Source organism: Streptomyces virginiae, assembly GCF_040638905.1.
Taxonomy (GTDB): domain Bacteria; phylum Actinomycetota; class Actinomycetes; order Streptomycetales; family Streptomycetaceae; genus Streptomyces; species Streptomyces virginiae_B.
On the sequence record NZ_JBEZYV010000044.1, the window covers coordinates 1 to 21417 of the forward strand.

The window sequence follows — 21417 nt, forward strand, 5'->3', positions numbered from 1 at the left end:
GTCTCTCGCGTGTATTTGTTCCTCCGGCCCCACAACTCCCACCCCCACCCCGGGGGGCCCGGGGGCGTGGGGCCCGCGGCCCCACCGGTCGTTCGTGCGGCGTCCGTCAGCAGCCGAGCAGGCGGCTGCCGAGGTAGCCCTGGATCTGGTCCAGGGAGACGCGCTCCTGCTTCATGGTGTCGCGCTCGCGCACGGTCACCGCGTTGTCGTCCAGGGTGTCGAAGTCGACGGTGACGCAGAACGGCGTACCGATCTCGTCCTGGCGGCGGTAGCGGCGGCCGATGGCGCCCGCGTCGTCGAACTCGATGTTCCAGTTCTTGCGCAGGTCGGCGGCCAGGCCCTTGGCCTTCGGCGACAGCTGCGCGTTGCGGGACAGCGGCAGGACGGCGACCTTGATCGGGGACAGGCGCGGGTCGAGGCGCATCACGGTGCGCTTCTCCATGACGCCCTTGGCGTTGGGGGCCTCGTCCTCGTTGTAGGCGTCGAGCATGAAGGCGAGCATGGCGCGGTTCACACCGGCCGCCGGCTCGATGACGAACGGGGTGTAGCGCTCACCGGCCTCCTGGTCGAAGAAGGTGAGGTCCTGGCCGGAGGCCGCGGAGTGCGCCTTGAGGTCGTAGTCGGTGCGGTTGGCGACGCCCTCGAGCTCGGAGAACTCGCTGCCACCGAAGTTGAAGCGGTACTCGATGTCGGCGGTGCGCTTCGAGTAGTGGGACAGCTTCTCCTTCGGGTGCTCGTACCAGCGGATGTTCTCCTCACGGATGCCGAGGTCGCGGTACCAGTTCCACCGCTCCTGCATCCAGTACTCCTGCCACTGCTCGTCCTCGCCGGGCTTGACGAAGAACTCCATCTCCATCTGCTCGAACTCGCGGGTGCGGAAGATGAAGTTGCCCGGCGTGATCTCGTTGCGGAAGGACTTGCCCATCTGCGCGATGCCGAAGGGCGGCTTCTTGCGCGAGGTGACCTGGACCTGGGCGAACTGCGTGAAGATGCCCTGCGCGGTCTCGGGGCGCAGGTACGCCTTGGAGCCGGTGTCCTGGGTCGGGCCGAGGTGGGTCTCCAGCATGCCGGAGAACTGCTTGGGCTCGGTGAACTGGCCCTTCACACCACAGTTGGGGCAGTTGATGTCGGCCAGGCCGTTCTCGGGGAGGCGGCCGTGCTTGGCCTCGTACGCCTCTTCGAGGTGGTCGGCGCGGTGGCGCTTGTGGCAGGAGGTGCACTCGGTCAGCGGGTCCGAGAAAGTGGCGACGTGGCCGGAGGCCACCCAGACCTCGGGGGCCAGGATCACGGACGAGTCGAGACCGACGACGTCCTCACGCCCGGTGACCATCGCCTTCCACCACTGGCGCTTGATGTTCTCCTTGAGCTCGACACCGAGCGGGCCGTAGTCCCAGGCAGCCCTGGAGCCGCCGTAGATCTCACTGCACGGGAAAACGAAGCCACGGCGCTTGCTCAGGCTGACGATGGTTTCGATCTTGTCGGCGGCCACGGTGCTCTCTTCATTACGAGGACGAACGGCGAAGTCTTTAGGTTACCGGCGCCCGCACCCCCGCTTTCAAATCGGTTCCCCTTCCACGCCCGCCCGCCCGGCCCTCCCACCTGGGTTTTTGACAATCGTTTCCATCTTTGATGAAAATGGATGTCATGAACGTACGACGCCTCATACCCGCCGCCGCCCTCGCCGGCGCCGTCGCCCTCGGCGCCACGGCCCTGACCTCCTGCTCCGGAGCGGGTGCCGCCGGCGGCGAGGACGGCAAACTCGGCGTGACGGCGTCGTTCTACCCCCTCCAGTTCGTCGCCGAGCAGATCGGCAAGGAGCACGTGAAGGTCGACGGCCTGACCAAGCCGGGGGTCGAACCGCACGATCTGGAGATCACTCCCAAGCAGACCGCGCAGCTCGGCGAGGCCGACGTGGTCCTCTACCTCAAGAACCTGCAGCCCGCCGTCGACAAGGCCGTCGCCCAGTCCGGCGTGAAGAACATCGTCGACGCAGCCACCCTCACCGAGCTGGAGGCCCACGGCGCCTCCGACCACGACCACGCCGCCGAGGAGGCCCACGCCGAGGGCGAGGGCCACGACCACAGCCAGGGCGAGGGCGGCACCGACCCCCACGTCTGGCTCGACCCGGTCAAGTACGCGGAGATCGTCAAGGGCGTCGGCGCGGCCCTGGAGAAGGCCGACCCCGGCCACGCGGCGGACTACAAGAAGAACACCGACGAACTGGTCGGCAAGCTGGCGGCGTTGGACACCGAGTTCAAGGACGGCCTGAAGAACACGGCCTCCAGGACCTTCATCACCACCCACTCCGCCTTCGGATACCTCGCCGAGCGCTACGGCCTCGACCAGGAGGGCATCTCCGGCGTCGACCCCGAGTCCGAGCCGAGCCCGGCCCGGATGAAGGATCTTCAGGCGGTCGCGAAGAAGGACAATGTCACCACCGTGTTCTTCGAGACGCTGGCCAGCGACAAGACGGCCAAGACCCTCGCCACGGACACCGGCCTGAAGACCGACGTCCTCGACCCGCTCGAGGGCATCACCGACACGTCCCAGGGCGCCGACTACTTCGAGGTCATGCGGTCCAACCTGAAGAACCTCCAGAAGGCACTCGGAGCCAAGTGATTACAGCAGCAACGGAGGCGCGAGCCATGCAGTCCCCGCCCCGACCGGCCGACGACCGGCCCGTCATATCCCTGCGCGGGGCCAAGGCCTCGCTCGGCTCGCGCCCCGTGCTGCGCGGAATCGACCTCACCGTCCGGCGCGGCGAGGTCGTCGCCCTGCTCGGAGCCAACGGCTCCGGCAAGTCCACGGCCGTCCGCGCCGTGGTCGGCCAGGTCCCGCTGAGCGACGGCTCCCTCAGCCTCTTCGGCACCGACTTCAAGCGCTTCCGCGACTGGTCGCGCGTCGGGTACGTCCCGCAGCGCACCACCGCCGCCGGCGGCGTCCCGGCCACCGTCCGCGAGGTCGTCTCCTCCGGCCGGCTCGCCCGCTCCCGCTTCGGGCTCCTACGCAAGGCCGACAAGGCCGCCATAGAGCACGCCCTGGCCCTGGTCGGCATGGACTCGCACGCCGACGTCTCGGTGGACGCCCTCTCGGGCGGCCAGCACCAGCGCGTCCTCATAGCCCGGGCGCTCGCCGTCGAACCCGAACTGCTGATCATGGACGAGCCGATGGCGGGCGTGGACCTCGCCAACCAGGAGGTCCTGGCGAGCGCCCTGCGCGCGCAGGTCGCCGCCGGCTCCACCGTCCTGCTCGTCCTGCACGAGCTGGGCCCGCTGGAGCCCCTGATCGACCGCGCCGTCGTGCTGCGCGACGGCTGCGTCGTCCACGACGGCCCGCCGCCGGAGGCCGTGGGCCAGCACGCCCTGCCGGGTCACGACCACGTACACCCCCACGCGGCGCACGACGCCGAGCCCCTGCGGACGGGACTGCTGAGCTGATGGACATTCTCGACTACGCCTTCATGCAGCGAGCGCTGATCGCGGCCGCCCTGGTCGGCATCACGGCCCCCGCCATCGGCACGTACCTCGTCCAGCGCCGCCAGGCGCTCATGGGCGACGGCCTCGGCCACGTCGCCATGACCGGTGTCGCTCTCGGTTTCGTCCTCCAGACCAGCCCGGTCTGGATGGCGACCCTCGTCGCCGTCGTCGGCGCCGTCGGCATGGAGCTGATCCGCGCCCGCGGCAGGACCAGCGGGGACGTCGCCCTCGCCATGCTCTTCTACGGAGGCCTGGCCGGCGGTGTGATGATCATCAACCTCGGCGGCGGCCAGACGGCCAGCCTCCTGGGCTCCATGTTCGGCTCGATCACCACGGTCGCCACCGAGGACGTCACCGCGATGGCGATCCTCGCCGCGTTCGTCCTCGCCGTCGCGGTCGGTCTGCGCAGGCAGCTCTTCGCCGTCTGCCAGGACGAGGAGTTCGCCCGGGTCACCGGGCTGCCCGTACGCGCCCTGAACCTGCTGATCGCGGTCACCGCCGCGGTCACCGTCACCGTCGCCATGCGCATCGTCGGCCTGCTGCTGGTCAGCGCGATGCTGGTGATCCCGGTCGCCGCCGCCCAGCGGCTCACCCGCAGCTTCGCCACCACCCTGGGCCTGGCCATGGCCATCAGCGTCACCGTCTCCCTGACCGGCACGGCGGCCACCTACTACATCAACGTGCCCTCGGGCGCGACGATCGTGCTGCTCGCGATCGGCGTCTTCGTGGTGCTGACCGCCCTCTCCGCTCCCCTGGCCCGCCGCCGGGCCAAAGCCGCCCCGGCGGTCGAAGAGGTCTGCACGCGCGACGATGTGAAGGTCTAGCGGGCTGGCACAATGGCCGCAGGCCTATACGAGGAGGAACCGGTGGCGACTGCGCCTGGCGAGATGAATACCGCGCCAGTACGAGGACGATCCACCCGCCAGCGGGCCGCAGTGGCTGCGGCGCTGGACGAGGTGGACGAGTTCCGCAGCGCCCAGGAACTCCACGACATGCTCAAGCACCGTGGTGACTCCGTGGGCCTGACCACCGTCTACCGCACCCTTCAGTCCCTCGCGGACGCCGGAGAGGTCGACGTCCTGCGCACCAGCGACGGCGAGTCCGTGTACCGCCGCTGCTCCACCGGCGATCACCACCACCACCTGGTCTGCCGCAAGTGCGGCAAGGCCGTCGAGGTGGAGGGTCCGGCCGTGGAGAAGTGGGCGGAGTCCATCGCGGCCGAGCACGGCTACGTGAACGTCGCCCACACGGTGGAGATCTTCGGCACCTGCGCCGACTGCGCGGCCGCCCTCTAGATCCGGTTCAGGTTCCGGTCCAGGATCGCCCGGATCCGGTCCGCGTCCGCAGGGTCGGCGAGGCCCCGCTTCGGCAGCACCATCACCGTGAGCGCCTGCCTGTCGGCCGAGAACACCGCGAAGTGGGCCGGCGTCTCCGCGTAGTGCGCCAGCGCGGTCCACCGGTGGTGCGTGGAGGTCCCCGACCCGGTGACCGCCACCCCGTCGCCGTCGACGACCGCCCGGCAGTCGCCCGCCGCGTCGAGCACGCCCCGGTGCGCCCGGGCCATGATCCGGTGCCCGGAGAACACGAAGACCCAGCTGAAGACGACGAGCGCGAGCAGCCCGGCCGACACGGGCTCCGGCCCGCCGTCCTGCCAGATCAGCGCCGCGGCGAGCACCGGGCCCAGCAGGCCGAGGAGGAACCACGGCCGTCGCTGGCGACGCCCGGCCGGGGTCCGGTTGCGCAACCTCAGCGCCTCGGCCATGTCCACCACCGTCGGCCGGTAGCGGAGCTCGATCGCCTGCCCGCCCCCTGCCGCCTCGTGTATCCGGTACAGCTGATCCCCACCCGTATCGTCCATGGGCAGGGATCCTAGGCCGGAGCCCGTCAGCCCGCCGCGCCGGGTGCCTCCGGCTGGTTGGGGACGGCGCCGCCGAAGCGGCGGTCTCGCTGGGCGTACTCCAGGCACGCCGCCCAGAGGTTGCGCCGGTCGAAGTCCGGCCACAGCACGTCCTGGAAGACCATTTCGGCGTACGCGCTCTGCCAGATCAGGTAGTTGGAGGTGCGCTGCTCGCCGCTCGGGCGCAGGAACAGGTCCACGTCCGGCATGTCCGGGTAGTAGATGTACTTGGCGAAGGTCTTCTCGTTGACCTTCGACGGGTCGAGCCTGCCCGCCGCCACGTCCCGGGCGATGGCCTGCGCCGCGTCGGCGATCTCCGCGCGGCCGCCGTAGTTCACGCAGAAGTACAGGGTCATGGCGTCGTTGTCGACGGTCTGCTCCTGCGCCACCTGCAGCTCCTGGACGACCGACTTCCACATCTTCGGCATGCGGCCGACCCAGCGGATGCGGATGCCGAGCTCGTTCATCTCGTCGCGGCGCCGCCGGATGACGTCGCGGTTGAAGTTCATCAGGAAGCGGACCTCGTCGGGCGAGCGCTTCCAGTTCTCCGTCGAGAAGGCGTACAGGGACAGGTTCTTGACGCCCATCTCCAGGCAGCCCTTGAGCACGTCGAGCACGACGCCCTCGCCGACCTTGTGCCCTTCGGTGCGGGGCAGGCCGCGCTCCTTGGCCCAGCGGCCGTTGCCGTCCATGACGACGGCGACGTGGTTCGGGACCAGCTCGCCGGGGATCTTCGGCGGGACCGCACCGGAGGGGTGCGGCTCGGGAACCTTGTACTCCCGGCGAGAGCGTCCCAGAATCCCGCGTCGTGCCATGTGCCCAGCTCCTATTTCTCGACGTATCGCAGGGAGCGTAGCCCGCGCTCCAGATGCCAGTGCAAATAGGCGGAGACCAGCCCGCTGCCCTCCCGCACGTGACGCGCCTCACACGCGTCGGCATGCCCCCAGTCGCCCGTCAGCAGGGCGCTGAGCAGGGCGATGGCCTCCGACGAGGGTACGACGCTGCCGGGCACCCGGCAGTCCCCGCATATGACCCCGCCCGCGGCGACGGAGAAGTGCCGGTTGGGGCCGTGGATCCCGCACTTCGCGCAGTCCTCGAAGCTGGGTGCGTAGCCGTTGACGGCGAGCGAGCGCAGCAGGAAGGCGTCCAGGATGAGGTGCGGTTCGTGTTCGCCGCGCGAGAGCGTGCGCAGGGCTCCGACGAGCAGCAGGTACTGCTGTACGGAGGGCTCTCCCTCGTTCTCGGTGAACCGCTCGGCGGTCTCCAGCATGGCGGTGCCGGCGGTGTAGCGGGCGTAGTCGGTGACGATGCCGTTGCCGTACGGGGCGATGATCTCGGTCTGGGTGCAGAGCGGCAGGCTGCGGCCCACCAGTTCGCTGCCGCGGGCGAAGAACTGCACGTCGGCGTGGGAGAAAGGTTCCAGCCGGGCGCCGAACTTGGACTTGGTGCGCCGCACCCCGCGGGCGACCGCCCGTACCCGTCCGTGGCCCCGGGTCAGCAGCGTGATGATGCGGTCCGCCTCACCCAGCTTCTGGGTGCGCAGCACGATGCCGTCGTCGCGGAACAGACTCATGCGCCCATTGTCCCGTACGGGGACCCGCCCGGAGACAGCGACGACCCCTCGCCCGGACGTCGGTCCGGGCGAGGGGTCAGCACCCCTTGGGAGGATCAGGGAGCGGACGGGGACGGCGTGGGGTCGGCGTCGTCCGCCTTCTCGGCCGAGGCGGCGGGGGCGGCGGAGGCCGCGGCCTGGGCCGGTACCGCTGCAGGGACCTCGGGGGCCTCGGCGGCCGTGGCGTCGGAGCCGGGCGCGGTGTCGACCTCGGCCTCGGCGAGGGCCTGGGCTCCCGCCTCCGGGGCGTCGTGGGCGTTGTCCTCGGCCAGGCCGTTGAAGATGAGGTTGAGCACGATGGCGGCCGTGGCGCCGAGGGTGACACCGCTGTTGAGCAGCGAGGACAGGTCCGCGTCCATGTGCTTGGTGAAGAAGACCGGGACGGTCGCCGGGAGCAGGGCGAAGGCGAGGGAGACGCCGACGATCAGGGCGTTCTTCTCTTCCTTGAGGTCCACCTTGCCCAGGGTCTGGATGCCGGCCAGGGCGACCATGGCGAACATGACGGTCGCGGCGCCGCCGAGGACGCCGTGCGGTACGGCGGCGACGATCGCGGCGGCCTTGGGCAGCAGACCGAGGACGATCATGAAGACGCCCGCGGCGACGACCACGAAGCGGCTCTTCACCTTCGTCATCCGCACCAGGCCGACGTTCTCGGCGAAGGCCACGTACGGGAAGGAGTTGAGGACACCGCCGAGGGCGGTGGCGGCGCCGTCGGCACGCAGGGCGCGGGCCACGGTCTCGCTGTCGACCTCCTTGCCGACGATGTCGCCGACCGCGTAGGTGTCACCGGTCGTCTCCACCATGGTGATCAGCATGACGATGAGCATCAGGACGATCGGGAACCACTCGAACTTCGGGACGCCGAAGTGGAAGGGGGTAGTGACGCCGATCCAGTCGGACTTGCCCACGTCGCCGAACTTCGCGTCGCCGAGGAGGAAGGCGACCCCGGTGCCGACGACCAGGCCGAGGAGGATCGCGATGCTGGAGAGGAACGGCTTGCCGATCTTCATCAGGATGAGGATGAAGAGCATCGTGCCGCCGGCGTAGGCGAAGTTCTCGGGCTCGCCGAAGTCGGGGCTGCCGAGGCCGCCGGCGGCGTCGTTGAGGCCGACCGGGATCAGGACGATGCCCAGGACGGTGATCACCGTGCCGGTGACGACCGGCGGGAAGAGCCGCATCACCGTCCGGAACGCCTTGGCGGGCAGCCAGGCGAAGGCGAAGGTGGCGATGCCGGCGGTGATGACCGCGCCGTAGATGACCAGCAGGGCGGCCGTTCCGCCGCCCGCTCCGAGGCCGATGGCGATCATCGGTGACACGGCGGTGAAGGTCACGCCCTGGATCAGCGGCAGTCGCGCGCCGATCCGGCCGATGCCCCAGGCCTGGATGATCGACGCGATGCCGCAGGTGAAGAGGTCCGCGTTGATCAGGTAGACCAGCTGTTCAGGGCTCAGCTTGAGTGCGCTGCCCACGATGATCGGGACGATCACCGCGCCGGCGTAGAAGGCGAGTAGGTGCTGGAAGCCGTACAGCGCGAGCTTGGGGAGGGGGAGCACCTCGTCGACCGGGTGCGTGCTCTGCTTTCCGCCAGTGGAAAGCCGGGCGGCGACACGTGCCATCTCAGCCTTGCCCTTCAAGGTAGGTAAGTGAGAGGAGATCTGGTTATCCCTGGGCGAAGTGGGTCGTTATCCCGTTGGTTCGCCAGGGTTTTCAGTACGTTCACGTGGGTCGAAGTCCCGCTGTGCGGGGCGGCGGCTTCTCGGCGTGTGACCGGAATTGAACGCCTGTGGGAGGCCTCACAGATATCGTCGACTTCTACAAACTGTTGACCTCACCGGGCACCAGATCTGTAGATTTCTCCAGTGGTGGAGAATCCGGCGCAGGGGTATGAGCCGGGCCTTCCGAAGGAAGGTGATCCGGCTCTGCGAGTGCAAACCACACTGGCTGCGAGCTGCCACGACGCGCTTTGCGGCCCTTCGGTGGAGCAAAAGAGAAGGGCCCCTTCCGGCGCCCCTGAAGGCGGCCGGAACGGGCCCGGAGTCGTCGACTCCGCTGTTCACAAAGTGTTCACCAGGCGAGATTTCGGCCCCCACGAGGCCGGATCGTTACGTCCGACCGACTCGTTCCGGACGGTTCCGGGGCGGCTCCGGCTCCCTTCAGGGCGCGCGCACCGCCGACAGCAGCCGGGTCACCTCGTCCGCGCCGATCCGCAGCGCCGACCCCACGGTGGCCAGCACCTCGCGCTCGGCCGGGATGTACGGGCCGTCCGCGAGGGCGATCCGCGCGCCCTGGAGCAGGATCGACTCCCGGCCCGGGCCGGCCAGGTGCGGGGCGAGCGGCTCCAGGGCCTCGTGGAGCTCTATCGACAGCGCGGCCCCGCAGCACTCCGGGATGTCGTACAGCCCGAGCCGGCCCTCGTCCGTGGACAGCGCCTCCACGAGGGACTCCAGCTGCTCCTCGGTGCAGTCCTGGAAGCCCGCGGCCCGTACGGCGCACACGGCCGCCTCCAGCGCGCTGCGCGAGGCGGTCCCGCCGGCCGTGAGCACGGCCAGCGCCACGGTGTGCACGGCGTCGCGCAGGAGCGCGGTGAACCGGGTGGTGGTGAGGTGGTCCAGGACGCCGGTGCCGAAGCGCGCGCGGCAGCCCTGGCACTCGACCACGGGCCCCGCCTGCCCGCGCGGCAGCAGCGGCACCCCGAGGACGGTGAACCGGCGGCGGCCGGTGCGCCTGCGGTAGTTGCGGTCCCCACCGCAGTCCGGGCAGAAGAACTCCCCGTCACCCACGGTGCTCCAGGTGGTACGGATGCCCCAGACCGTCAGCTTCCGGCCGTCCCCACCCCGAACTGGCAGCACGTCGCACCTCCGTGGTCGTCCGGCAGCATCGCCGGGTTGGCGTGATGTTAGCCACATCGGTGAGGATGCGTCAGTCGTGCGACAAGACAACATGTCCCCCGCCCGGGAGTTGGCCGATCTGCACCCCCGGTTCCGCTCAGGGGCTGCCGCATGAACGAGCAGTCGTGTCTGGTGACGGGGCCGCGAGCGGCATCGGCCGGGCCACCGCCGTGCTGATGGCACCCTCCGGTGCCAGGTGACCGGGGCCGATATCAACGGCCCCGGGGTCGAGGCGCCGCGTACGGATCTGGCCGCCGAGGGCCACACGATCACCGCGGTGCGCGGTGACGTCTCCGATCCGGACGACAACCGGACGATGGCCGCCGCCGCCGTGGAGCCTACGGGGCGCCTCGACGTCGCCGTGGCGAACGCCGGGGTACTCCCTCTTTCGGACGTACGGGAGACCACCGCGCGGGCCTGGGACCACGTCATGGCCATCGGGCCTGTGGACGGCGGCTACCTGGCCCGCTGACGCGCCCCGCGGCCCGGGGGACGACGGAGCCCCGTTCCTCCGGCCGGAGGAGCGGGGCTCACGTACGAGTGGTCAGCGCCCCGCGCGGTTGACGGCGGAGATGACCGCCTTCAGGGAGGCGCGGGTGGTGTTGGCGTCGATGCCGATGCCCCACAGGACACGGCCGTCGATCGCGCACTCGATGTAGGAGGCGGCCACGGCGGACGCGCCCTCGCTCATGGTGTGCTCGGTGTAGTCCAGCAGGCGGGCGTCGACGCCGATGCCGGCCAGCGCGTCGAAGAAGGCCGAGATCGGACCGTTGCCGGTGCCGTTCAGGACCGTCTCCACGCCGTCCACGACCGCCTCGACGGTCAGCGTGTCCGTGCCGTCCTTGTCGGTGGCCGTCGAGCCGGAGCGCAGCTGGATGCGGCCCCACGGGTTCTCCGGGTTGGGCAGGTACTCGTCGCAGAACACGTCCCAGATCGCCTTGGGCGTGACCTCGCCGCCCTCGGCGTCCGTCTTGGCCTGGATGATCCGGGAGAACTCGATCTGCATGCGGCGCGGCAGGTCCAGCTTGTGGTCGTTCTTCAGGACGTACGCGATGCCGCCCTTGCCGGACTGCGAGTTGACCCGGATGACCGCCTCGTAGGAGCGACCGACGTCCTTGGGGTCGATGGGCAGGTAGGGGACCGCCCACTCGATGTCGTCGACGGTCTTGCCCTGGGCGGCCGCGTCGGCCTCCATGGCGTCGAAGCCCTTCTTGATGGCGTCCTGGTGGGAGCCGGAGAAGGCGGTGTAGACCAGGTCGCCCGCGTAGGGGTGGCGCGGGTGGACCGGCATCTGGTTGCAGTACTCGCTGGTGCGGCGGATCTCGTCGATCTGCGAAAAGTCGATCTGCGGGTCGATGCCCTGGGAGAACAGGTTCATGCCCAGCGTGATCAGGTCGACGTTGCCGGTGCGCTCACCCTGCCCGAACAGGCAGCCCTCGATGCGGTCGGCGCCGGCCATCAGGGCCAGCTCGGCGGCGGCGACGGCGGTGCCGCGGTCGTTGTGCGGGTGGACCGAGATGCAGATGTGCTCGCGACGGGTCAGGTTGCGGGCCATCCACTCGAAGCGGTCCGCGTGGGTGGACGGCGTCGAACGCTCCACGGTGGCGGGCAGGTTCAGGATGATCTCGCGGCCCTCGGCCGGCTGCCAGACGTCACAGACGGCCTCGCAGACCTCCAGGGCGAAATCCAGCTCGGTGTCGGTGAAGATCTCCGGACTGTACTGGTAGCCGAAGGTGGTCTCCGGGCCCAGCAGCTTCTCCGCGTACTCCATGACCAGGCGGGTGCCGTCGACGGCGATCTGCTTGATCTGCTCCTTGGAGCCGCGGAAGACGACCCGGCGGAAGGTCGGCGCGGTCGCGTTGTACAGGTGCACGGTGGCGCGCTTGGCGCCGACCAGGGACTCGACGGTCCGCTCGATCAGGTCCTCGCGGGCCTGGGTCAGTACGGAGATGGTCACGTCGTCCGGGATCGCGCCCTCTTCGATGATGGAGCGCACGAAGGCGAAGTCGGTCTCGCCGGAGGACGGGAAGCCGACCTCGATCTCCTTGTAGCCCATGCGCACCAGCAGGTCGAACATCTCGCGCTTGCGGGCCGGGGTCATCGGGTCGATCAGCGACTGGTTGCCGTCCCGCAGGTCGGTGGACAGCCAGCGGGGGGCCTTGGTGACGCGGGCATCGGGCCAGGTGCGGTCCGGGATGTCCACCTGCTCGTACGAGCCGTACTTGTGGATCGGCATCCCGGAGGGCTTCTGGGAGTGGGTCGCGTTCGTGATGGGCGTGGGGCGACCGACAAAAGGCTGCTGGCTCATGGCGTTGGGCTCCTCGCGTGTCCGCGGTAGTTCGCTGGGACGGCCGACGGCGGTCGTAAAAACCGCAACACCAAACTCCGCGGGGAGGGGGCCGGCCTACGACTACAGACCCTCGCCGCGGCAGCTAAGGAGAAGCAGCCCGAAACGCATGATGGGCCGAGCCTAGCCGAGCTGCGCCGTAACGCGAGGACCTGTTTCAGTATGCAAGACCCGAGCGTCCGATTTGCACCAAATGTGAGCCAAGCCTCGTTCGCTGGGTTCAGGTCGGGGCGATCCCCCGAAAAACCCCTCGGAGCGGCCGTGCGATCACACCAGGCACGTTTCTGCAGCGGGGGACGTGACACAACCGAATGAATCATGGTTGCACCTAGTGACACCGAGGTGACACGGTGCCACATTGCCGGGCATGGATGCCTCCCACACTCAGCGCTTCCCCGTCTTCTGCACGGTCGTGCCGCCGCACCTCCTCGACAAGGCCGCACTGTCCGGCAACACCCGGCGCGCCGACCTCGCCCAGCGCACCCTCGAACGCGACTCCCTGCTGCGCACCCGGCGCCGCGTCACCGCCGTGCGCGGGATCGTGCCCACGCTCGCCGCGCCCGCCGGCGACGACCCTCAGCGGACGATCTTCGACGCCCAGCACCGCACGCAGCTCCCCGGGACGAAGGTCCGCGAGGAGGGCGACCCGCTGAGCAAGGACGCAACCGTGAACCGCGCCTACGCGGGACTCGGGGCGACGTACGAGCTGTTCCTGAAGGGCTTCGGGCGCCGCTCGATCGACGATTCCGGACTCCCGCTGGAAGCCAGCGTCCACTACGGCGAGGACTACAACAACGCCTTCTGGGACGGCCGGCAGATGGTCTTCGGCGACGGGGACGGGGACCTCTTCCTCGATTTCACCGTGTCGGTGGACGTCATCGGGCACGAGTTGACGCACGGCGTCACCCAGTACACGGCGAACCTGCGCTACCGCGGCCAGTCGGGCGCCCTGAACGAGTCCATGTCGGACGTCTTCGGCTCCCTGATCAAGCAGTACTCGCTGGAGCAGACGGCCGAGGAGGCCGACTGGCTGATCGGCGCCGGCCTGCTCGGCCCCGACGTGACCGGGGTCGCGTTGCGCTCGATGAAGGCGCCGGGCACGGCGTACGACGACGACGAGCTCGGCAAGGACCCGCAGCCGGCCACCATGGACGACTACGTGAACACCCACAGCGACAACGGCGGCGTCCACATCAACTCGGGCATCCCCAACCACGCCTTCTACATCGCGGCGACCGAGCTCGGCGGCAAGGCCTGGGAGCGGGCCGGACAGATCTGGTACGACACCCTGACCGGCGGGGACCTCACCCCGAAGGCGGACTTCGCGGACTTCGCCCGGCTCTCGACGGCGGCCGCCGCCACCCGGTACGGGGACGGCGGGGCGGAGCACCAGGCCCTTCAGAAGGCGTGGTCGGCCGTGGGCGTCCCGCTGGCGGGGTAGAGGGCTCCCATGCGGATTCAGGTGGTGAGGACGGGCGGCTTCGCGGGAATCGAGCGCCGGGCCGAGGTGGACACCTCGGGCCTGGCGGACGAGGAGGAATGGAAGGCCCTGGCCCAGCTCGCCCTGCGGCCCGGTCCGCCGGGCGACCCGGCGGACCGGGTGCGGGACGGCTTCTCGTACCGGATCACGGTGGACGGGCGGACGGTCTCCTGCGCCGAGCCGCGCCTGTCGGAGGCCCAGCGGGCGCTGATCTCACGGGTCCTGAAAGAAGGTGCCTGAGGGACGCCCTTGCGCTTGGATGACCGGATGACCAATCACATGATCGATCCGATGCTGTCCGAGCTGGAGCGGTACTACGACGCGGTGCCGCGGGTGGGCGGGGCCCGGGCCGAGGACTTCGGGCCGCTGACCCTGTTCGTCCAGGAGGGCTCGGGCTGGCCGTTCTACGCGCGGCCCGCGCTCGGCGGCTCCGACGCGAGCGCCGCCGACGTGCAGCGGGTGCTCGCCCGCCAGCGCGAACTCGGCGTGCCCGAGGCCTTCGAGTGGGTCGCCGAGACCAGCCCCGCGCTGCGCCCCGCCGTGGAGGCGGCGGGGCTCCATGTCCACGCGCACCCGCTGATGGTGCTGGAGGCCGGCGAAGAGCTGCCCCCGCATCCGGAGGTGCGGCTGCTCGACGCCGAGGACCCCCTGCTGGCCGCCGCGGTGGCGGTCCCTGGGCTGGCCTTCGCCGCCCCGGGGACCGCCGTGGGCAAGGCCGGCCCGGCAGAGCTGGCGGCTGCGGCGGCGGACCCGGCGGTGGAGCCGCACCGGGCGAACGTCTCGGCGAAGCTCGCCGCGGGCACCTCGGGGATGGCCGCGGCGGTGCGGGACGGCGTGGTCCTGTGCTCGGGCATGTTCAACCCGGTCGGCGACGTCGCCGAGGTGGTGGGCGTCGGCACCCTCCCGTCGGCCCGCCGCCAGGGCCTGGCCCTCGGGGTCACCGCGGCCCTCGTCGCGCAGGCCCGCGAGCGGGGCGCCCGTACGGTCTTCCTCTCGGCCGGCGACGAGGACGTGGCCCGGATCTATGCCCGCGCCGGCTTCCGCCGGGTGGCCACGGCCCTGATTGCCGAGCCGCCGGCGGAGCCCGCGGCGTGAGCGACCGGTTCCGGCTGCCGCGGGGGCGGCCGGCACCGTTCTGACCGCACGGCCCTGTTTGCCGGGTTGGCAACAAGGTTTGCCAGTCGGGGTGGGGCGGGCGCAGCATCGGTGGCACGAGACGCCGAGCGGAAGAGGCCCCCATGTCGAAGCACGACCACCACGCGCACCAGCACGCGCACGCGAACACGCCGGAGAACGAGAACGGCCCGGTCGCCGGCGGCGAGGAGTTCTGGGACGAGCGCTACAGCGAGAGCGCCCGCATCTGGAGCGGCAATCCGAACGCCCTCCTGGTCCGTGAGACCCAGGACCTCGCCCCCGGCCGGGCCCTCGACCTCGGCTGCGGAGAGGGCGCCGACACCGTCTGGCTGGCCCGCCGCGGGTGGCGGGTCACCGCCACCGACATCTCGAAGGTGGCTCTCGCCCGCGCGGCCGAGCACGCCGACGAGGCCGGGGTCGCCGACCTCGTCGACTGGCAGCGGCACGACTTCGCGCAGTCCTTCCCCGAGGGGGAGTTCGACCTCGTCTCGGCGTGCTTCCTGCACAGCTACGGCGAGTTCCCGCGCGAGCGGATCCTGCGCAGGGCCGCCGCCGCGGTGGCCCCCGGCGGGACCCTCCTCGTGGTGGGCCATGCGGGAGGGCCGTCGTGGAACCCGGACGTCCACGCGGACATGCACTTCCCGACCCCGGAGGAGGTCCTCGCGCAGCTGGAGCTGCCGGAGGGCGGCTGGGAGGTCCTGACCGCGGCGGAGCACGTCCAGCCCATGACCGACCCCGAGGGCCGGCCCGGGACCCGCCCCGACAACGTGCTGACGGTCCGGCGCCTTGCCTAAGGGCTGTCCGTAATCCCCGGTGGATCAGCGCGCGGCGTTCAGATGCGGTGCATCGCAAGGCGGAGGAGCGTGCCGATACTGGGCGTATCGGGCGTTCCGACAACGCGGCGAGGTGCCGTGGCTGTCGTCGTGCGCCCGCCGGGGATCACGGGACAGCCCTTAGGGGGCGCCTTGTCGATCAGGCCGTATCACGCGAGCCCGGCATGATCGGCGAGGCACCCGCTGGAGCGTGTCCGCCGGTCAGAAGCCGAGCTTGCGGAGCTGCTTGGGGTCCCGCTGCCAGTCCTTGGCGACCTTCACGTGGAGGTCGAGGAAGACGGGGGTCCCGAGCAGCGCCTCAATGTGCTTGCGCGACTTCATCCCGACCTCCTTCAGGCGGGAGCCCTTCGGGCCGATGATGATGCCTTTCTGGCTCGGCCGCTCGATGTAGACGTTGGCGTGGATGTCGAGCAGCGGGCGGTCCGCCGGGCGGTTCTCGCGCGGGATCATCTCCTCGACGACGACCGCGATGGAGTGCGGGAGCTCGTCGCGCACGCCTTCCAGCGCGGCCTCGCGGATCAGCTCCGCGACCATGACCATCTCGGGCTCGTCGGTGAGGTCGCCCTCCGGGTACAGCGGCGGGCTCTCCGGCAGCAGCGGCGCGATCAGGTCGGCCAGCAGCTGGACCTGGCTGTCGCCGACCGCCGAGACGGGGACGATCTCGGCCCACTCGAAGCCCAGCTCCTCGGCGAGCTGGTGGACGGCGATGAGCTGCTCGCCCACCACCTTGGACTCGACCAGGTCGGTCTTGGTGATGATGGCGATCTTGGGGGTCTTCTTGATCCCCGCGAGTTCCTTGGCGATGAACTTGTCGCCGGGGCCCAGCTTCTGGTCGGCCGGCAGGCAGAAGCCGATGACGTCGACCTCGGCCCAGGTGGTGCGCACGATGTCGTTGAGGCGCTCGCCGAGCAGGGTGCGCGGCTTGTGCAGGCCGGGCGTGTCGACGAGGACGAGCTGGGCGTCGGGGCGGTGCACGATGCCGCGGACGGTGTGGCGGGTGGTCTGCGGCCGGTTGGAGGTGATCGCGACCTTGGTGCCCACGAGTGCGTTGGTGAGGGTCGACTTGCCGGCGTTGGGACGGCCGACGAAGCAGGCGAAGCCCGCACGGTGCGGGGCGGTGGACTCGGGGGAACGATCGCTCATACGGGCCATTCTCCCCGATGCGGCTCCCAGCGCCGACCAGACCAGTGCGACGACGGCCGGCACGGGCGCGAGCGGCGGGTGCACGGCGTGGGCCGCACGGCCCTGAGCTGTGGTTCCGTCGGCCCGCGCATGCACCGTGACCTGTGCCCATTCCGTGTCGGGCGGGCCGCCCCAACGGGTTGCGAGGCGCACTTCCTGACCCGGCAGCAGTTCGGCGGCAGCCCGGTGAGCCCGCGGCCGAGCAGCCGGCGGCCGAGCGCCGGAGGCGGTGAGGCCGGCGCGGGGCCGGAGGGTGGCGTTGCCGGTGTTGTGGAGGGTGTACGAGATCTCCGCGGCGGCGCCGTTTCGGCCCGCCCCCCGCGCCTCGATCGCCGGCGAGGCTGAACATGTCACGACAGGGTCAGCGTCAGGACCGCCGTGTAGGCGCCCGGCGGGGTGTACGGCGGGACGTGCAGGGCAACCGTCGCGTCGATGGTGAAGGTACCGCCGACCAGCGGGCCGTCCGGGGTGGAGGCCAGGAGCGCGCCCTCCGGGCCGACGACGCCCGCGCTGCCCGGCGTACAGGTACTCCGGCTGCCCGGGGCCGCCACGCAGGACGGGGTCCAGGACAGGGACGCGCCCGGGATGCGCATCCCACCCGGTCCGGTGAAGACGGTGGCCTTGCCGGTCAGGGACCAGCCTGCCGGGCCGCCGCGGGCGTCGGTGACGGTCACGGTGCCGATCCGGCCGGGGGCGGCTCCCCCGTCGCCGTACGGGACCGTGCCGAGGGTGATGTCCCGGCCCGCCTGGGTCATGCCGAGCGCGCCCGGTTCGACGGTGGCGGTGACCTTCTGGCTGGCGGACGCCGGCGGGGCGGCGTCGACGACCGTGTACGCGGCCGGGCCGGAGCCCCGCCGCGCGGACCAGGCCGCCCCCTCGTACGCGACGACGGCGGTGGTCGTCCGGTCCGTGACCGGCAACTCCACGACGGCCGTTCCCAGGTCGTCGGCGGTGGCGCTCACCCGGTCGGCGGTCTGGGCGGCGCCGGCCCGCCCTGCGACGGTCACGGCCGCGCCCGGGGGGAATCCGGCGGCGGTGACCCCGACCCCGGCACCGGGCCTTCCGTGGGCGGCGGCGAGGAACACGCTGCGCAGGTTGGCCGTGGGCAGTTCGGTGGCGGTGAGGCGGGCGGAGACGGGGGCCGCGGACGGGTCGGAGGCGGGGCCGGCGGCGGTGCAGGTGGTGTCGAGGTCCGCCGGGTGGCCGGTGTGCAGGGTGTAGGGGCCCGGGGCCAGGGTGATCTCGCCGGGCGCGGTGACGGTGAAGGTGCCGGTCATGGTCACGGCGGGCAGGGGCGCGCCGGCCGGGACGGGGTCGTTGCGCTTGGCGCCGACGACGGTGACCTCGCCGCTCTGGGCGCCCGCCAGCAGGATCCGGCCGGTCGGGGTGAGCACGTCGGCGGGGAGTTCGCCGCCGGCCCCGCCGGCCGGGTTCCGGGCCGGGGTCCTGACCACCTGGTAGGTCACGGTGACGGTGTCGCCGACGCGGGGTGCCGGGTCGTCCACGGTGATCCGGGCGGTGGTCGGCCCGTCGGCGGGCGGGAGTCCGGCCTCCTGGGGCGCCAGGCACTGCGTGGGGAACTCCACCTGTCCAGGGGGCGTCTCCCCCTCGGCCGCGGCGGGTGCGCCGAGTGTGCCTGCGGCCGTGGCCGCGAGTGCGGCCACGGCGACCGCCGCCGGCCATCTACGGTTCCGCGCCCGTGTTCGCACTGCCCGCCCCCTGGTTTTCTCGCGCCGAGCCCCGCGCAGGGGGCCATTCACGAGCGGGCGGCGGGAGAAGTCAATGCGGGGGCCCGGCATCAACTGATGGCCCATCAGGGGATGACAGCGTGGCACCGCCGCCCCCGGTGGCCCGGAACGTACGCCGGTGGGCCGTCCGGCTCACCCCCGGGGCCGCCTGCACGTGCTTGCGCAGCGGCTGCGGCGGCGCCCCCTGGGGCGAGGCCGGCAGGGTGGCGCCGCAGGAACGGAAAACGGCCCAGGCGGGGCTGGATGGGCGGCTACGACCCGGCGGGGGTCGTGGACCTCAGGGTGCCGTCCGGAGCCGCCAGGAGGACCGGGGTGTCCGGGCCGCCGAGGTCGCGGACGGCCGCGCGGTCGGCCTCCGCCGGAGCCTCGGCCGCGCTCACGACGGCCGCGGCCTCCAGGGAGCGAGCACCGCTGGCCACGGCCATCGCGACCGCGGTCTGCAGCGCGCTCAGCTTCAGGGAGTCGAGCTCCACCGTCCCGGCGACGTACGTCCGTCCCGTCTCGTCCCGTACCGCCGCCCCCTCGGGCACCCCGTTGCGGGCCCGGGCGCTGCGCGCCAGCGTGATGATCTTGCTGTCCTCGGGGTCGATCCCGGTGCTCTCCGTCATGGTCGAAAGCATAGGGAGCGCCGCTGCCCGGCCGTGCAACGACCCCGCCGCGGACCCGGATCAGGGCCGGTCGAGCTTCAGGCGCTCCACGCGCGGCAGCCCCGCGACCACCAGGTCGTACGAGTCCTCGACGAGCTCGCGCAGCATCGCGTCGGGGATCCCGCCCACGGTCACCGTGTTCCAGTGCCGCTTGTTCATGTGGTAGCCCGGCGCGATCGCCTCGTGCTCCTCGCGCAGCCGCACCGCCTGCTCCGGTTCGCACTTGAGGTTGATCTTCAGCGGCTCGGCGTCCAGCGCGCTGAGTGCGAACATCTTGCCCTTCACCTTGAACACCGAGGTCTCGGGCGTGAAGGGGAACTCCTCCACCGCCGCGTTGAAGCCCAGCAGGAACTCCCGCAGCTGCGCCGGGGTCATTCCCCCTCCTCCCCCGCGGCACCCGCCGCGGCCACCGGTTCGACCAGTACGGTCACGATCTTGTTCCGCCGGCCCGCCGGCGATTCGGCCGTCAGCCGCAGCGGCCGCCCGTCGGGCAGGTCGACCATCGCCGAGGCTCCCGCGATCGGTACCCGCCCCAGCGCCTTCGCCAGCAGCCCGCCGACCGTCTCGACGTCCTCGTCGTCGAACGCCTCGACCTTGAAGAGCTCGCCGAGGTCGGTGATGTCCAGGCGCGCCGTGACCCGGTAGCGGTCCTGGCCCAGGTCCTCGACCGGCGGGAGCTCCCGGTCGTACTCGTCCGTGATCTCGCCGACGATCTCCTCGAGGATGTCCTCGATGGTGACGATGCCGGCCGTGCCGCCGTACTCGTCGATCACGACGGCCACGTGGTTGCGCACCTGCTGCATCTCGCGCAGCAGGTCGCCCGCGTTCTTGGTGTCCGGCACGAAGACGGCCGGCCGCATCGCCGTCGACACCAGGTCGGCCTCGGCCTCACGGCTGATGTGCGTCTTGCGGACCAGGTCCTTCAGGTAGACGATCCCGACGATGTCGTCCTCGTTCTCCCCGGTGACCGGGATGCGCGAGAAGCCCGACCGCAGGGCGAGCGTGGTTGCCTGACGAACCGTCTTGTAGCGCTCGATGCAGACCAGGTCGGTGCGCGGCACCATCACCTCGCGCACGAGCGTGTCGCCCAGTTCGAAGACCTGGTGCACCATCCGGCGCTCGTCGTCCTCGATGAGCGATTCCTTCTCGGCGAGGTCGACCATCGCCCGCAGCTCGGCCTCGGAGGCGAAGGGTCCCTTGCGGAAGCCCTTGCCGGGCGTGAGCGCGTTGCCGACGAGGATCAGCAGCTGCGGGACCGGTCCCATGATCCTGGCGAGCGGTACGAGGACGTACGCGGCCGCCGTCGCCGTGTTCAGCGGGTGCTGGCGGCCGATCGTACGCGGGGAGACGCCCACGGCGACGAAGGAGACCAGCACCATCACGGCGATGGCCGCGAGCAGGGCGGTCCAGTTCTCGCCGAACTCGTCGAGGCACACGTAGGTGACGAGCACCCCGGCCGCCATCTCGCAGGTGACGCGGACCAGCAGCGCCACGTTGAGGTAGCGGGTGGGGTCACCGGCCACCTGGGCGAGCTTCTCGCTGCCGCGCCTGCCCTCCCGTACGGCCTGTTCGGCACGGAAGATCGAGATGCGGGCGATGCCGGACTCCGCGCACGCCGCGAACCAGGCCACGACCACCAGCAGCACCGCGCCGGTGATCAGTTGCGGGGCGCTCACGAGACGGTGGGAGCCGGGGACGGGCCGGTCAGCCCGCGCTCACTGCGCCAGCCGTCCACGATGGCCGCCTGGAGGCCGAACATCTCGGCCTTCTCGTCCGGCTCCTCGTGGTCGTAGCCGAGCAGGTGCAGCACCCCGTGGACGGTCAGGAGCTGGAGCTCCTCGTCCATGGAGTGCTGCGTCGGGGCTTCCTCACCCTGCTTCTTCGCGACCTCGGGGCAGAGCACGATGTCACCGAGGAGCCCCTGCGGGGGCTCCTCTTCGTCCTTGGTCGGCGGACGGAGCTCGTCCATCGGGAAGGACATGACGTCGGTCGGGCCCGGCAGGTCCATCCACTGGATGTGGAGCTGCTCCATCGCGTCCTCGTCTATGACGATGACGGAGAGCTCCGAGAGCGGGTGGATCCGCATCCGGGTGAGCGCGTAGCGGGCGATGTCGAGGATCGCCTGCTCGTCGACCTCGGTTCCGGACTCGTTGTTGACGTCGATCGACATGGT

General features: G+C 71.0%; 22 protein-coding genes. 9 read left to right on the forward strand and 13 right to left on the reverse strand.

The window, feature by feature from the left end:
* Positions 1-106 precede the first annotated feature (106 nt).
* Entirely contained in the window at positions 107-1489 is a 1383-nt protein-coding gene (locus AB0F82_RS34345; RefSeq protein ID WP_362634774.1) for a glycine--tRNA ligase, read from the reverse strand.
* Positions 1490-1644: 155 nt separating this feature from the next.
* Between AB0F82_RS34345 and AB0F82_RS34350 the strand changes: the two genes are divergently transcribed.
* The 4 genes from AB0F82_RS34350 to AB0F82_RS34365 are packed head-to-tail and all read left to right on the forward strand — an operon-like array spanning position 1645 to position 4771.
* A complete protein-coding gene (locus AB0F82_RS34350) occupies positions 1645-2619 on the forward strand; it encodes a metal ABC transporter substrate-binding protein (protein WP_362634777.1) in 975 nt (324 codons plus the stop codon).
* Positions 2620-2645: 26 nt separating this feature from the next.
* On the forward strand, positions 2646-3437 hold the full coding sequence (locus AB0F82_RS34355; protein WP_356815210.1) for a metal ABC transporter ATP-binding protein: 792 nt from the start codon (positions 2646-2648) through the stop codon (positions 3435-3437).
* Positions 3437-4300: a metal ABC transporter permease gene (locus tag AB0F82_RS34360; protein ID WP_356815202.1), complete on the forward strand. Its 864-nt coding sequence runs from the start codon at positions 3437-3439 to the stop codon at positions 4298-4300. The genes AB0F82_RS34355 and AB0F82_RS34360 overlap by 1 nt, the downstream gene beginning before the upstream one ends.
* A gap of 42 nt (positions 4301-4342) precedes the next feature.
* On the forward strand, positions 4343-4771 hold the full coding sequence (locus AB0F82_RS34365; RefSeq protein WP_030649766.1) for a Fur family transcriptional regulator: 429 nt from the start codon (positions 4343-4345) through the stop codon (positions 4769-4771).
* Here the strand turns inward: AB0F82_RS34365 and AB0F82_RS34370 are convergent.
* The 5 genes from AB0F82_RS34370 to AB0F82_RS34390 form a co-directional block, all read right to left on the reverse strand.
* On the reverse strand, positions 4768-5334 hold the full coding sequence (locus AB0F82_RS34370; RefSeq protein ID WP_362634781.1) for a YcxB family protein: 567 nt from the start codon (positions 5332-5334) through the stop codon (positions 4768-4770). The genes AB0F82_RS34365 and AB0F82_RS34370 overlap by 4 nt on opposite strands.
* Before the next feature lie 26 nt (positions 5335-5360).
* Positions 5361-6188 carry an isoprenyl transferase gene (locus tag AB0F82_RS34375; protein ID WP_362634783.1) on the reverse strand — a complete coding sequence of 276 codons (828 nt, stop codon included), beginning with the start codon at positions 6186-6188 and terminating at the stop codon, positions 5361-5363.
* An 11-nt stretch (positions 6189-6199) separates the two neighbouring features.
* Entirely contained in the window at positions 6200-6946 is a 747-nt protein-coding gene (gene recO / locus AB0F82_RS34380; protein WP_030649778.1) for a DNA repair protein RecO, read from the reverse strand.
* 95 nt (positions 6947-7041) lie between these two features.
* On the reverse strand, positions 7042-8601 hold the full coding sequence (locus AB0F82_RS34385) for a nucleobase:cation symporter-2 family protein (RefSeq protein WP_362634786.1): 1560 nt from the start codon (positions 8599-8601) through the stop codon (positions 7042-7044).
* A gap of 537 nt (positions 8602-9138) precedes the next feature.
* Positions 9139-9834, reverse strand: coding sequence for a TerB family tellurite resistance protein (locus tag AB0F82_RS34390; RefSeq protein WP_362634789.1), 696 nt, complete (start codon positions 9832-9834; stop codon positions 9139-9141).
* A gap of 235 nt (positions 9835-10069) precedes the next feature.
* Between AB0F82_RS34390 and AB0F82_RS34395 the strand changes: the two genes are divergently transcribed.
* Complete coding sequence (locus AB0F82_RS34395) at positions 10070-10345, forward strand: SDR family NAD(P)-dependent oxidoreductase (RefSeq protein ID WP_362634792.1); 276 nt, start codon at positions 10070-10072, stop codon at positions 10343-10345.
* A gap of 72 nt (positions 10346-10417) precedes the next feature.
* Here the strand turns inward: AB0F82_RS34395 and leuA are convergent, their stop codons facing one another.
* A complete protein-coding gene (gene leuA, locus AB0F82_RS34400; RefSeq protein WP_356815197.1) occupies positions 10418-12181 on the reverse strand; it encodes a 2-isopropylmalate synthase in 1764 nt (587 codons plus the stop codon).
* 406 nt (positions 12182-12587) lie between these two features.
* On the opposite strand from leuA, the gene AB0F82_RS34405 reads away from it, so the two are divergent.
* The 4 genes from AB0F82_RS34405 to AB0F82_RS34420 all read left to right on the forward strand — a co-directional run bounded on the left by AB0F82_RS34405 (position 12588) and on the right by AB0F82_RS34420 (position 15628).
* Positions 12588-13661, forward strand: coding sequence for a M4 family metallopeptidase (locus AB0F82_RS34405; protein ID WP_362634794.1), 1074 nt, complete (start codon positions 12588-12590; stop codon positions 13659-13661).
* A gap of 9 nt (positions 13662-13670) precedes the next feature.
* Positions 13671-13940, forward strand: coding sequence for a protealysin inhibitor emfourin (locus AB0F82_RS34410; protein WP_356815195.1), 270 nt, complete (start codon positions 13671-13673; stop codon positions 13938-13940).
* A gap of 27 nt (positions 13941-13967) precedes the next feature.
* Positions 13968-14795 carry a GNAT family N-acetyltransferase gene (locus AB0F82_RS34415; RefSeq protein ID WP_362634796.1) on the forward strand — a complete coding sequence of 276 codons (828 nt, stop codon included), beginning with the start codon at positions 13968-13970 and terminating at the stop codon, positions 14793-14795.
* Between the two features lie 143 nt (positions 14796-14938).
* Positions 14939-15628 (forward strand): SAM-dependent methyltransferase, encoded by a 690-nt coding sequence (locus tag AB0F82_RS34420; protein WP_356813317.1) that lies wholly within the window; start codon positions 14939-14941, stop codon positions 15626-15628.
* Between the two features lie 240 nt (positions 15629-15868).
* Here AB0F82_RS34420 and era read toward each other — a convergent pair whose 3' ends face one another.
* The 6 genes from era to ybeY form a co-directional block, all read right to left on the reverse strand.
* Positions 15869-16819 carry a GTPase Era gene (era, locus tag AB0F82_RS34425; protein WP_031145754.1) on the reverse strand — a complete coding sequence of 317 codons (951 nt, stop codon included), beginning with the start codon at positions 16817-16819 and terminating at the stop codon, positions 15869-15871.
* Positions 16820-17199: 380 nt separating this feature from the next.
* Complete coding sequence (locus tag AB0F82_RS34430; protein WP_362634798.1) at positions 17200-18513, reverse strand: beta-xylosidase; 1314 nt, start codon at positions 18511-18513, stop codon at positions 17200-17202.
* A gap of 335 nt (positions 18514-18848) precedes the next feature.
* Entirely contained in the window at positions 18849-19205 is a 357-nt protein-coding gene (locus AB0F82_RS34435) for a cytidine deaminase (protein ID WP_356813315.1), read from the reverse strand.
* 60 nt (positions 19206-19265) lie between these two features.
* On the reverse strand, positions 19266-19619 hold the full coding sequence (locus AB0F82_RS34440; protein WP_362634802.1) for an MmcQ/YjbR family DNA-binding protein: 354 nt from the start codon (positions 19617-19619) through the stop codon (positions 19266-19268).
* The gene (locus tag AB0F82_RS34445; RefSeq protein WP_356813313.1) at positions 19616-20920 is read right to left on the reverse strand and encodes a hemolysin family protein; all 1305 of its coding nucleotides are present in this window, start codon (positions 20918-20920) and stop codon (positions 19616-19618) included. Before AB0F82_RS34445 ends, AB0F82_RS34440 begins: the two co-directional genes overlap by 4 nt.
* A complete protein-coding gene (ybeY, locus tag AB0F82_RS34450; protein WP_356813312.1) occupies positions 20917-21414 on the reverse strand; it encodes an rRNA maturation RNase YbeY in 498 nt (165 codons plus the stop codon). The genes AB0F82_RS34445 and ybeY overlap by 4 nt, the downstream gene beginning before the upstream one ends.
* Positions 21415-21417 lie beyond the last annotated feature (3 nt).